The following is a 12,959-nucleotide window of genomic DNA, read 5'->3' as shown; positions in this document are numbered from 1 at the left end:
TGTAGCTGTCGCAACAGTTGTCTTTCACGGCATCTGCGACAGCTTTTTTGATGGGAGGAACTACTATGAAAGATGTGTACCTATTTAGTGGCTTTTTAGGGAGTGGCAAAACATCCATGCTGACAGATGTCATTCGCCAGCTAAAAGAAAAGAAATTAAAGCCTGCTGTTATTATGAATGAGCTCGGGAAGCTGCCATTTGACTCGCAGGCAGTGGAAAAGGATATCCCGCTAAAGGAGATGCTAGAGGGCTGTATTTGCTGTTCGGGTGCTGAAAAAACAGAGGCACAAATTCAATCTCTTCTATTAGATAGTGATTTTGATGTGCTCATTATCGAGACAACAGGTGCAGCACATCCTGTAGAAGCTTTGGATGCCGTTTTTTCACCGCTTTTTGCAGATCAGCTCAATGTGAAAGGCATTATCACGGTGGCGGATTCTAAGCTCTGGCTACAACGTAATACATTAACACCACAAGTGCGCTCTTTATTTCTGGAGCAAATTCGCCATGCACATCTATTGTTAGCAAATAAAACAGACTTATTAACAGAGGCAGAGCAAGGTCAGGTCGTCTATGAACTGCAGGGCCTGAACCCTCATGCCTTTATATTGCAAACGACAAATGGGCGCGTACCACTCAGCTTATTAGAGGGGCTGAAGGCAACAACACAGGTCGATAAAGCAGATATAGTTAAAGCGCCAATAGCCTCTATGCAGCTGGGCTCTCGCTTAGTAGATTTTACAGATCAGGAATTTACACAGGAGCAGTTTGAAGATTGGGTGCGTGCATTACCTGAAACGATTTATCGTATGAAAGGCTATGTACCAATTAAGGGCATCAAAAACCCAATGTTGTTCCAATATGCTTATGGAATGGTGCAATGGCTCCCAGAATATCTGAAAATGCCAGCAAAACTTGTTATTATTGGAGAGAATGTTAGTGCTTTACCTATTATTGGGGCGAATTGAAGAATAAAACAACCAGTGAATTTCTGCACGTGAACAACCTGTGTAGCTTTACACAGGTTGTTTTATTTTTATGTAAATGAAATGTAACGCTCTTGTAACACAATTGTAATATTAGGCTGACATGAGGCTACGACACTAGCCATCTCTAGGGTGATGCATTGAAAGTAATGAAGAAAGGCGATTAAAAAATGAGTGTATAAAACATACATTTTTTATTCATATCAGCTGTTTATTTTCTAAAATATTTACGAGTTTAGGAGGGGTGTCAACCCTCTTTCAAACGTAAGTATTTCATAGATTGGTGAAACCTGCTAAAAAATAACGCGAAAAAAACGTGGTTTTTCGCGCATTTTCTTCTTCGTTGGCGTAGTTAGCAGATGTTGGTAAGATTTTAATGAAAATCATCCCTTACGATTAGTGGCAGAGAAGGAGGAATTGCAAACATGAAAAAAACACTAACTGCAATTTGTGCAACATTTCTTTTAGCAGCTCCAATTCAAATAGCTTCTGCTGCTGCAAATACAACAGAGGGGAATTCCGTACAGCAATCAACAAACTGTAATGTTTATTATTATAAATGGTCAAACAATAATCATAAGTGGACGATTAAACTTCCACAGGCATCTACACCATCTAATGAGACGCCAACAACAAATAATACAACACCAACAAAGCCAAATAATAATCAATCATCACAAAATGAAAAGCCAGCAACACCACCAACTACTTCAACACCATCAACAACAACTTCAGATGTGGACGCATTTGAACAAGAAGTAGTAAAATTAACAAACGCTGAGCGTACAAAAGCTGGTTTATCACCACTTCAAACAGATGCGAAATTAATGGCTGCAGCTCGTGAAAAATCACAAGATATGCAAACAAATAAATATTTCTCACATACGAGCCCAACATTTGGTTCACCATTTGATCGTATGAAAGCTTTAGGCATCGCTTATAAAGCTGCAGGTGAAAACATTGCTCAAGGTCAACGTTCACCACAAGAAGTAGTACAAGCGTGGATGGACTCACCAGGACACCGTGCGAACATTTTAAACGGTAAATTTACGCACATCGGTGTAGGTTATGTGAAATCAGGTAACTACTGGACACAACAATTTATCCAAAAATAATCATTTATTAATAGAAAGATGCTCTATAAGTCTATAAAGGCTTATAGAGCATCTTTTTTTATTGAATTAATGGTAAAATTTGATGAGAAAGGGAGGATAGAATTGAAACAATATAGCATAGCAATGGCGATTTTCTCATTAGCCGTGTCGTTTTTAATAGGAAGCTGGCTCATCGCCACTAGTTTAAAAGAGCAGCCAAGGGAATCCGTGCAACACCAGCTATTGTCACAGCAAGAGGCGGCTGATTATTTAGGAATCAGTGTAGTGGAAGTGCTAAAATTAACAGAAGTGCAAGATGGATCAAATAGTTACATAAGCGAAATCCCTCATGTAAAGGTAGGGGACAAAGTCTATTATCCAAAGCAAGCCATTGATCGCTGGCTATTGGATATGGAATTAATCGTAGTACCTTAAGAAAAATTGGATAGGGGCATCCCCTAATAAAAAAGAGTGCTTCTCCAGCGAAAAACGGTCGATGAAACTTTTCTTTCTCTTTTATAAATAGTAGTTTTTAAACTGTATTTTGGGGGAATTGATAAATAAGTAGTGGGTAAAAAGTAGGGAGAGGTGAGATGGATGAAAAAGCCGAATCTATTAAAGCAGTTTTTTACAAAAGAAGAAAGACCGCATACGTTTGCGCTGGCAACAGCTCAAGACCATCGTTTATTTTCATATGCCATGTCCTTTGCCAAGTATCACCCCGATATGATGATAGTGTTTGCGGCAGATGGCGAAATTATTTACGTCAATCAAGAAGCACTCTATGAGCTATTACAATATCGACCTAGTCATGCGGAAGATTTCAAGAAAATTCTGACTGATGTAGATTATAAACGATTAAAAAGAGCGTTCAATCGAACATTACGAGGAAAGTCGGTCAAGATTGATATTGAAAGACTACAGCATCAAGGACAAAACCTAAGCCTCGTACTGACGTTTATACCAATCAAAAATGACGACAATCAGGCGGAGGGGCTCTATTTAATCATTGAAGATATGTCCACGTATTCAGCCATGAAGCATCAGTTAATGCTACATGAGAAGCATTTAAATTACGCCCAGCATATTGCGGCAGTTGGGAGCTGGGAGTACTTTATTCAGCATGACAAACTGTTTTGCTCAGATAACTTTTATCATATTTTTGGCTTTGCACGTTCAGATAACGATGGTATTGAGCACGTTTTCCAGTTCATTCATCCAGATGATTATGAAAGGACATATGATGCATTTAATCATGCGCGAAAAGGGTCTAATTTTGACAGTGACTTCCGAATTTATCACGGTAAAACCAATGAGCTGCGTTTTCTACAGGCAGCCGCCGAAGTCATATGGAAGGATGACAAGCCCTTTAAGATGATTGGGGTTGTCAAAGACGAAACGGCTTTCAAACTACTTGAGAAAACACTAAATGATACATTAGCCAACTATCATTCGATCTTTGACAATTTAGATGCAGGGATTTGGATGCGAGATTCCATTCGTGGCAATATGCTGTTCGCCTCTAAAGGATTGGAAGGAATTCTTGGTATTCCATTAGCTAAGCTTTATGATGACTCAGAAGTATGGATTAATATGATTCATCCTGCACATCGTGAGGAGGTATTAGCGTATACAGATCATCTCGCTTCAGGCAAAAGCTATCAAGTGATTTATCGTATCCTAACGGGGGAGAATCAGACAAAGTGGTTGCTGGAACAAATTGTGCCTAGACTAGATCAGGAGGGAGAGGTCAACCATATTTTCGGCTTAGTAACTGATATGACAAAGGAGATTGAACGGGAAAAGAAGCTTAATTATTTAGTGTATTATGATGAATTGACAGGTTTACCGAATCGCTTGAGCTTGCATGATAAAGTTGATACCTTATGTTTAGCTGGCGAACCCTTCGCACTATTATATATTTCGATTAACCGCTTTCATATCTTAAATAATGCGCTAGGTACGAAAATCGGTGATGAGCTTCTGCGCACGGTAACCAACTACTTTTCAACACTAACAGATGATCACAGTTACATGGCACGTTTAGACAATCAGCATTTTATCATTGTCATGAAAAAATATGTGAGCAAGCAACATATTTACGCGCTGGCTAGCCGTGTACTGAAAACCTTTGATACACCTTTTTCGATAAAAGACTATCGCTTGCACCTATCTGCTAGCATTGGTATTGCTTTTTACCCAGAGGAGGGCTTAACGAGAAACATTTTATTAGAAAATGCATATTCAGCTTTATGCTATGCCCAACAGCAGGGAAGGAATCGTTTTCATATTTATGCCTTTACAGAGGATATTACTTCCTATAAACAGTATGTGTTAGACCGAGATATGCGACAAGCCATGTTAAATGAGGAATTCGAATTATATTTCCAACCATTGGTGGAGCCGCAAAAGGGGGTTATCAACGGTGCAGAAGCGTTAATTCGTTGGCATCATAAAGAATGGGGCCTTGTGTCACCTGGTGAATTTATTCCATTAGCGGAAGAAAACCATATGATTCACATCATTACAGATTGGGTGATTAAAAAAGCATGTGCGTTGTTACAGCACTGGAAGCAGCAAGGGCATGTGCTGCGAACAATTAGTATTAAGATATCGCCAATCCGTCTGATGAAAAAGGGCTTTATTCAGTTTGTCCAAGAGCAATTACAGGTAAATTCGATTGACGCGCATTATATACAGTTCGAGATTAGCGAAAGCACCATCTTAAAAAATAGTACAAGTGTGATGACCGTTCTCAAAGAATTACAAGACATCGGTGTTAAAATTGCTATTGGTGATTTTGGAACAGGCTACTCTTCCTTAGAATCATTGCGAACATTCCAACCAACGACACTCCATATCTATGAAGCGTTTATCCGTGAAATTCGTCATGACCGTCCGATTGAAAATGGACTCATTTCAGCAACGATTTATTTAGCCAAAATGCTTGGTATTCAGGTTGTGGCAAAAGGAGTTGAAAGTTACGAGCAATTTATCTTTTTAAAGCAGCAAGAATGTGATTATTTGCAAGGTAGTATTTATACGAAGGCTGTTCCCGCGAAAGCCTTTGAAAAAATGCTGGCACAAGGCATTTTAACACCACAAAAAGCGATTGTTCATAAAAAACCTGTGGTGGAGCGACGCAAATATTATCGTTTTCAATTCCCGGCCTATGTGAAGGGCTTCATGACAATTATCGAAATGAATGAGCAAAAAATTAATATCGGTCATACCCCGATCATCATTGAAAATATTAGCTTAGGCGGCATGAAGATTCGCTCTTCTTTGAAGCTACCCGTTAATCAAACGATGAAATTTAAATTTAGCTTTATTTTAATGAATCAATCATTTAACCTAGAGGGTACTTTTAGATGGACCTTAGAAGAAAAATACCAAATCTATTCTTATGGCGTCGCCTTTAATTTGACGCAGGAGGATGAAGGAAAATTAGCCCCGATCATCAATCGAATGACAGCCTTGCATAATCACCATGAAAAAATAGAGGGAACGCCCTTTATGTATGAGGATATTGAAGCTTATTTTAAAAAATAGCTGATTATGAAGATGCCCAAATGTTCTAGAGGGCATCTTTTTTTCATGGCGTGGAATCACACGAACTAAGCGTTTGAAATACACGAAAAATGCTTATACTCTCCAGTAGAGGAGGCGTTTTATGGATAAAGTGGAGTATATGATCAAAAGCCTACAAAAAGCATTCTACCATTCCTCGGATTTGACCGTCAGACAAATAGATTGGCATGAAGGGGACACGGCTATTTTATGCTTTTACGCTTCTCTTGTTGATGCGAAGGAAGTCCAAAAAATACTGGATACCATTTATGCACGTTTAGATACAGAAAAACCTTTTTGGAGTGAAACCCTACTTACAACACTCGATAATTTTGCGCTACCGCAAGCGATTGAACGGGTTTGCCAAGGTGAAACGCTCGTGATTTTGCCTGATACGGGAAAAATGCTGACGTTAGCGATTACCAATGAAGTTCGTCGTAATCTTGAGGAGCCAAACAATGAACATATTCTGCGAGGCTCCCATGAGGGTCTTGTGGAGCGGGCGGATACCAATTTAACATTGATACGAAAGCGAGTGAATAATCCCGCTCTTGTGGTCAAATCTTTTACAATTGGACAACAAACTAGCACTAAAGCTTATTATCTCTATATGGATGGGGTTATTCAGCCTGAAACCTTACAAGAGATGGAAAAGCGGATTGCAGACATTAAAATCGACTATTTTTATAGCATTGGCCAGTTAAGTGATGCACTAGAGGATTCCGTGTTATCGCCATTTCCACAATTGTTAAATACAGAGCATCCAGATCGTGTGGTAGCCCACTTAGTGGAGGGTAAAGTTGTGGTCATGACCAATATTTCGCCGTCTGCCTTGATTGGCCCTGTGACATTTTTCTCTTTCTATCAAACACCTGATGACTATAATAGTCGGGTAGTGGTTGGCTCTTTTTATAAAATAGTGCGTTTACTGTCGTTTGTAACGGCGGTTTTTTTACCAGCATTTTATATTGCTGTAATTAGCTTTCACTTTGAGGTATTACCCTTAGAATTAAGTAATCAAGTAAAAAATGATGTTAATGATATACCTTATCGACCGTTAATTGAAGCACTGATACTTGAGATTATTATGGAGCTCATTCGAGAATCAAGTATTCGTTTACCACAATCAGTAGGGCAAACGATTGGGATCGTAGGGGGGTTAGTGATAGGAGATGCTATTGTAAGTGCGGGACTCGTGTCGAACTTAATGGTCATTGTTGTCGCCTTAACGGCCATTTCAAGCTATGTTGTCCCGTCCGTTGAATTGAATAGCACGATTCGCATGCTCCGTTTTCCGTTTATGCTACTTGCCTCATTATTTGGGTTTTTAGGCATTGTGGTAGGAGTTGTCCTCCTATTAATTCATTTAATTAGTTTAACGTCATTGAAACAGCCGTATTTTTCACCTATCGTACCATTTCAACCGAAAGCTGTTTATAAAATTTTTTTACGCTGGCCATTTATTAGACCGACAGTCCAAGTTACTTCCTTTCAACCACCGAAGGATGAAAAGGGAAAAAATGAGGATACACCATGAATTTTTCTCTATCAAAGGCACAATTTTTTTTACTACTCTTTATCATTCAGACAGGTGTTGTCTACATTGCCTTTCAAACACCGTTAATCATATACAGCCAACATAGTGCATGGTATGTCTTCTTCCTTGCTAGCATCTTCCATTACGGCTTGCTGTTATTTTTTGAACGCTATTATCAATTTTTCTTTTTTAATGGGTTCTTTCGCTGGGTCTATCTGATCTATTGGTTATTAATAACAGCTGTATTAATTGCCTATATGGGGTATGTTCTGGCCTCATGGGTCTTGCCCCAAACACCTGAATGGATTGTTGTCATGATGATTGTAGGGCTATCTTTGTATGCCAATTTAGTTAGACCAGAAACCATCATCAATATTGGTGTCATGCTAATTCCTATCATTTTCCTCTTTGTCATTTTTTTAATGCTGGCTATTCCAGATTTAACGTGGAGTAATCTTTTTCCCGTTGAGTGGAACAATACTAGGCAAATCATGGCGGGCATGATTCATAGCATGTATGCCTTTTTTGGGATTGAAATGTACCTTCTTTATCGTCCATTTCTCAAACAGGATTTACAGGTGAAGGGAAAGCCCTTATTGATTTATCAACTCGTCATTTTTATCTTTTATTTTATTTCGGTTGTCTTTACACAAATGTTCTTTGCTTTGGAGGAGGTTCAACTAATACCAGAGCCTATTATGTATATTTTAAAATCACAGGAAGTGAACTTTGTAAAACGGCTGGATATTTTTTTCATCTATATTTGGCTTTCTTGGTCCATTGTTACGGTCATGATCTACGGTTTGTCCTTTCGTGTGCTTTATTTGTCAAAAAAGCGGAAGCATCCGAAACGAAGTATTGTTTTTTTTCATCTTCTCTTAGCCATCCTGCCGCTATTTGTCATGCAATTTCAGCGCATTGAGTTTATCAAAAATTCTATACACTACGTACTCATTGTATTTACGATTCTACTACCAATGATGATAATTTGTTGGAATAAATGGAGGGGAAAACGTGTATCGTAAAGGGATTATGCTCCTCTTGTCCATGTTACTTTTAGCTGGCTGTTGGGATGAACGACTTTATAAAAACGCTTCCGTTGTGACGCTCGTTGGGGTGGACGGATATATAGGGGCATACAAGGGATATTATGCCTATCCGAATACAGCAGCTCAGCAAAATGAAGTGATTGAAGCGGACGGCATTTCACCAAGAGATGTACGGAATCAAGCCAATTTAAAAGTAGAACAAACACTTGATTTATCTGAGCTATCGACCATCCTTGTATCGGATCAAACGGTAAGAGAGCCTCTTTATGATATTTTGGATATTTATTTTCGTGATCCCCAAAACCCGATTTCGATAAAAATTGCTGTAACAGAAGGGGATGTCAAGCCGTTTATAGAGCTAACAAAGGATTTAGCAGGGGGGGCAGGAGGCTATTATGAACGTTTTATGGAAAGCACAGAGGAAAATACAGTTTTTCCGAAATTAGATTTACAGACGGTTGGCTCCATGCTATTTGAACAGACAATTGATATAGCACTACCGTATATTCAGTTAAGTGAGGATAAAAAGCATGCTGTTGCGGCAGGTGTCGCTTTATTCTCAGGTCAAACGTTTACGGGTACAATATTAACACCAAAACAATCTCTCACGATGCTCCTCTTAATGAATCAACCTAGCAAACAAGCGCGGATGAGCTATATGTGGAAGCATGATGGAAAATCGATGCCAATCACGGCTGATGTTATTCATATCAAGCGTCAATGGACGGTGAATGAGGAATTAAAAAGAATAGACATGGATTATCTCATAGAGGTAGAAATTGAGGAATTTGCACATGACCATTTATATAAAGACCCCGTTTTCAAGGAGGTTCAGCAGTTGATTCAAAATCATGTGCAGGGAGAGTTTGAGGAGGTTTTGCGGATTCTTCAAGGTCAGCAATCGGATACGTTGGGGATTGGTCGATATATTCGTGCTTATCACCCCAAAATGTTTCAGAAGGATTGGCATGCTATCTATGCATCCTTACAGCTAGTGCCGTCTGTTCAAGTGAAAATCATTCGTACAGGTGTTTTACGCTAAAAAAATCGCCTTTCTCAAGTTAGAGAAAAGCGATTTTTTGTTGTTAAACAGTGACTCTTTTTTGAACAACCAATAGGCGGATTAAAAGAGTAATTGCGCCCATTGTTAAACCTGCCACAAGGCCAATCCAATAGCCAAATGGGCCGAAATCCGTATGTGTGGCAAGGGTATACCCAACTGGCAAGCCAATCACCCAATAAGATATAATGGCCATGATAAACGTGATCATTACATCTTTATAGCCTCTCAATGCGCCTTGTACTGGTGCTTGTATCGCATCAGATAGCTGGAAAATGGCTGCGTAGACTAAAAATTGTACGGCATACTCAAGTACCATCTGATCTGTCGTATACATATGTGCTACAGGTTCACGTAAAATAAACAAGATGCAAGCTGATATAAAGCTAAATAAAATGGCTGTGCCGACACATAGATAACTATACATACGAGCATCTCGCATGCGACCAGCACCGATCTCAAAACCTACTAATATTGTGACACCCATAGAAATACTGAGCGGAACCATGTATAACAGAGAAGTGAAATTGATGGCAATCTGATGGGCTGCGATGATTTCTGTGCTAAAATTACTCATCATCATGGTCACAGCAGAAAAAATACTTGTTTCTGCAAATAGGGAAATACCGATCGGAACCCCAATCAATAAAATTTCCTTCCATCTAAGCCATTCAAGCTTAGGCCAATCATGAAACAGACGGAATCGTTCGAACGGTACTCGTTTAGCGATGATCCATACTGTAATCATGAATATTAGCCAGTACGTTATTGCTGTCGCTACACCAGCTCCGACGCCGCCAAGCTCAGGCGCACCAAATTTGCCGAAAATAAAGATATAGTTCAGCACGATATTAATGGGTGTTGTCATTAAGGTAATGATCATCGTGACCCGTGTCTGACCAAGGGCGTCAATAAAGCAACGCATAACAAAAAATAAGAAAAGTGGCAAAAGACCCGCACACATCGCATAGATGTAGCCTTTTGCAATGCTATGTACAGCAGACTCTAAGTTCATCTTACTAAGTATCCAATCAATGCCAAAGAAGAGTCCTGTAAAAATAAGGATCGCCAGCAATATGGCGACATAAATGCCTTGCTGGACTGCCTTTTTTGCATCCATCTCTTTTTTCGCTCCCACAAGCTGTGAGACAATTGGCGTAATAGCTAGGAGTATACCTGAAAGTCCAGTATAAATCGGCATCCAGATAGAGGAACCAATCGAAACACCTGCTAAATCAACCGTCCCGTAACGACTGGACATTAAAATATCAAAAAATGAAATAAGATAAATAGCTACCTGTGTCACTAAAATAGGGACAATCATTTTTAAGAGTAGCACGTATTTTTCCTTAATTGTGGATGTTTGATACATATTTTCTACTTCCTTCATGAACATAATGAACAAGTATAGCATATGTAAAGAGAGAAAAGCTGAAATTTTCATGCTTCATCTATATCTTTTCGTCAGCATATAGTAAAATAGAACACTGTAAACAAAAAGTAGTGCTAACTACAATGGTTTTTAAGGAATAGGAGAATTTGTGTGAAACAACAAACAATCATTTTAACCGGTGGTGGGACAGCTGGCCATGTATCGTTAAATCAGGCGATACTCCCGTCTTTACTAGAACTTGGTTATGATGTCCACTATATTGGCTCAGAGCAAGGTATTGAAAAAGAATTAATTGGCGAGGCGTTCCCCGATGTTCCGTTTTATGGCATTGCGAGTGGTAAATTGCGTCGTTATTTCTCCATGAAAAATTTTACAGATCCATTTAAAGTGCTTGCTGGAATGATGCAGGCTTTTCGTATTATTAAAAAAGTAAAGCCACAGGTTGTCTTTTCAAAGGGAGGGTTTGTCTCTGTACCCGTTGTGATGGCAGCGAAATTAGCAGGTGTGCCAGTCGTCATCCATGAATCTGATGTAACACCTGGTCTTGCTAATAAAATAGTCTTACCTTTTGCTTCACATGTATTCACAATTTTTGAAGAAACTCTGAAGCATTTACCTCAAGAGAAGGCTACTTGCACAGGCTCCATTATTCGTCCTGAGTTATTTGAGGGAGAAAGAGCAAGGGGGCTAGCTTTCTGCGGCTTTTCTACTTTAAAGCCTGTTTTACTTGTTATGGGAGGGAGTTTAGGCTCTGTTGTCTTAAATGAGGCACTACGTAAAAACTTACCAGAGCTCCTCAAGCAATTTCACATCATTCATTTATGTGGGAAGGGGAATTATGATGAAGCACTGGAGGCAATGCCAGGCTACAAGCAATTTGAGTATGTGACAACAGAGTTACCTGATTTATTGCATGCTGCAGACTTTATTGTGTCACGAGCAGGCTCTAACTCCATTTTTGAATTTTTAGCGCTTCACAAGCCGATGCTATTAGTACCTCTCTCAGCGCAAAAAAGTCGTGGAGATCAAATTTTAAATGCCAACTTGTTTAAAAAACAAGGTTACGCAGAAGTGTTACAGGAAGACGAGTTGACAAAGGAATCTTTTATGAAGTCTGTTCATACACTAACAGAGCGTAAAGTGGAAATGGTGGAGACAATGGCAAAAACGCAAAAACCAAAAACACCAGATGAAATGGCGTCATTAATTTTACGGTACAAGAAATAAGTGCTATTTGAAAAAAGAAAAGAAGCTATGAGGTAGGTCGAAATGACAAAACCTTATAGCTTCTCTTTTATATATACACACTACATTGCTTGCTCTTCGCCTTCTTGCATTTGATGTGCCGTTGTTAGGTAGAATAAATCTTTTGGAATTTTAAATAAATTAAATTGTGCCTCACCGCTATTAACCTGCGCTAATAATGTTGGATGACTTTCATTGGCACTCACCACATAGGGAAGCTTTAAAGCAGCACGCTGTGATTTTAAATTTTCAACACGTATACGGAGAAAGACCGTATGAAAATTATAGTCAAAAAATAACTCGTTCAAAAATAACATTTTTGCTTTTTGATTATAACCTTTACCTTGGTAAGGGAGTCCAATCCACGTTCCTAGAAAGCCTGCACCGTCCTCCACATCGTGAATACTAATGGTGCCGATTGGTTGACCCCAATCATCAGTTATGGTCCTCGAGATAGCGAGTCCTCTCGCTTCCTCTTCAATCAGTTGTTTTGTCATAAACCAATATTCATCAGCGGATGTGGCTTTTTGACGGACAAAAGGGAATACAGAAGGGTGTGATAATAGCTCATAAAGCTCTGTACATTCATGCAGGTCTCGATGTTTAAGCATACGAAACGCCTCCTTTACTAGGGTAGTTAAAACAATTCCGTTGAAGCATAAAGAAGAAAACTAAAATTCGTACTGGAATTAAAACCCAAAGAACTAGACGTTATAACTATGATATTCCATAATCTCCCGCTGTCTTACTGATTTCGACCATACCGAAAAAAGGCTAGTTTTTTAAATATAATATAACATATAAACTGCTTGATGCAATCATTTTGCTCGTAAAAAAACAAAATTTGAGTTTAATAGTCAGTAAATTCTGATAAATGAAATGTGATTATCCATAATATTGTTGTTTTTTAGCATTAAGACTAACCTATCAATTTTAACTAATATTAATCATTTATCTGCATCTTTAGTAGGATTGTTGGCTTGTTATAATAGGTAATATATCAAATATTATCCTTAAAAGGATAT

General features: G+C 38.8%; 10 protein-coding genes. 8 read left to right on the top strand and 2 right to left on the bottom strand.

The features are described from left to right. Positions 1–65: 65 nt before the first annotated feature. The 7 genes from EW028_RS06220 (at position 66) to EW028_RS06190 (ending at position 9,278) form a co-directional block, all read left to right on the top strand. Positions 66–968, top strand: a complete 903-nt coding sequence (locus tag EW028_RS06220; RefSeq protein ID WP_131520259.1) for a CobW family GTP-binding protein — start codon at positions 66–68, stop codon at positions 966–968. Between the two features lie 443 nt (positions 969–1,411). Next, positions 1,412–2,101 (top strand): CAP domain-containing protein, encoded by a 690-nt coding sequence (locus tag EW028_RS06215; RefSeq protein WP_048392912.1) that lies wholly within the window; start codon positions 1,412–1,414, stop codon positions 2,099–2,101. A gap of 102 nt (positions 2,102–2,203) precedes the next feature. Further along, a complete protein-coding gene (locus EW028_RS06210) occupies positions 2,204–2,515 on the top strand; it encodes a helix-turn-helix domain-containing protein (protein WP_131520258.1) in 312 nt (103 codons plus the stop codon). 162 nt (positions 2,516–2,677) lie between these two features. Beyond that, entirely contained in the window at positions 2,678–5,632 is a 2,955-nt protein-coding gene (locus EW028_RS06205) for an EAL domain-containing protein (RefSeq protein WP_131520257.1), read from the top strand. A gap of 121 nt (positions 5,633–5,753) precedes the next feature. After that, positions 5,754–7,187: a spore germination protein gene (locus EW028_RS06200; protein WP_131520256.1), complete on the top strand. Its 1,434-nt coding sequence runs from the start codon at positions 5,754–5,756 to the stop codon at positions 7,185–7,187. Further along, positions 7,184–8,212, top strand: coding sequence for a GerAB/ArcD/ProY family transporter (locus EW028_RS06195; RefSeq protein ID WP_131520255.1), 1,029 nt, complete (start codon positions 7,184–7,186; stop codon positions 8,210–8,212). Before EW028_RS06200 ends, EW028_RS06195 begins: the two co-directional genes overlap by 4 nt. After that, positions 8,202–9,278, top strand: coding sequence for a Ger(x)C family spore germination protein (locus EW028_RS06190; RefSeq protein WP_131520254.1), 1,077 nt, complete (start codon positions 8,202–8,204; stop codon positions 9,276–9,278). Before EW028_RS06195 ends, EW028_RS06190 begins: the two co-directional genes overlap by 11 nt. Before the next feature lie 43 nt (positions 9,279–9,321). On the opposite strand, the gene EW028_RS06185 is transcribed toward EW028_RS06190, so the two are convergent. Continuing rightward, the gene (locus EW028_RS06185) at positions 9,322–10,668 is read right to left on the bottom strand and encodes an MATE family efflux transporter (RefSeq protein WP_048392901.1); all 1,347 of its coding nucleotides are present in this window, start codon (positions 10,666–10,668) and stop codon (positions 9,322–9,324) included. 171 nt (positions 10,669–10,839) lie between these two features. On the opposite strand from EW028_RS06185, the gene EW028_RS06180 reads away from it, so the two are divergent. Next, positions 10,840–11,916 carry an undecaprenyldiphospho-muramoylpentapeptide beta-N-acetylglucosaminyltransferase gene (locus tag EW028_RS06180; RefSeq protein WP_131520253.1) on the top strand — a complete coding sequence of 359 codons (1,077 nt, stop codon included), beginning with the start codon at positions 10,840–10,842 and terminating at the stop codon, positions 11,914–11,916. An 80-nt stretch (positions 11,917–11,996) separates the two neighbouring features. On the opposite strand, the gene EW028_RS06175 is transcribed toward EW028_RS06180, so the two are convergent. Next, positions 11,997–12,545: a GNAT family N-acetyltransferase gene (locus EW028_RS06175; RefSeq protein ID WP_004230128.1), complete on the bottom strand. Its 549-nt coding sequence runs from the start codon at positions 12,543–12,545 to the stop codon at positions 11,997–11,999. Positions 12,546–12,959 lie beyond the last annotated feature (414 nt).

The organism is Lysinibacillus sp. OL1 (genome assembly GCF_004332175.1).
GTDB classification, from domain to species: domain Bacteria; phylum Bacillota; class Bacilli; order Bacillales_A; family Planococcaceae; genus Lysinibacillus; species Lysinibacillus capsici.
The sequence above is the reverse complement of the archived record's forward strand: the minus strand, read 5'-3'. Positions and strand labels throughout refer to the sequence as shown.

Excerpts from the sequence above, each read along its gene's own strand:
- EW028_RS06185 (WP_048392901.1), bottom strand. The coding sequence starts at position 10,668 with ATGTATCAAACATCCACAATTAAGGAAAAATACGTGCTACTCTTAAAA.
- EW028_RS06200 (WP_131520256.1), top strand. The coding sequence starts at position 5,754 with ATGGATAAAGTGGAGTATATGATCAAAAGCCTACAAAAAGCATTCTAC.
- EW028_RS06205 (WP_131520257.1), top strand. The coding sequence starts at position 2,678 with ATGAAAAAGCCGAATCTATTAAAGCAGTTTTTTACAAAAGAAGAAAGA.
- EW028_RS06215 (WP_048392912.1), top strand. The coding sequence starts at position 1,412 with ATGAAAAAAACACTAACTGCAATTTGTGCAACATTTCTTTTAGCAGCT.
- EW028_RS06175 (WP_004230128.1), bottom strand. The coding sequence starts at position 12,545 with ATGCTTAAACATCGAGACCTGCATGAATGTACAGAGCTTTATGAGCTA.
- EW028_RS06220 (WP_131520259.1), top strand. The coding sequence starts at position 66 with ATGAAAGATGTGTACCTATTTAGTGGCTTTTTAGGGAGTGGCAAAACA.
- EW028_RS06195 (WP_131520255.1), top strand. The coding sequence starts at position 7,184 with ATGAATTTTTCTCTATCAAAGGCACAATTTTTTTTACTACTCTTTATC.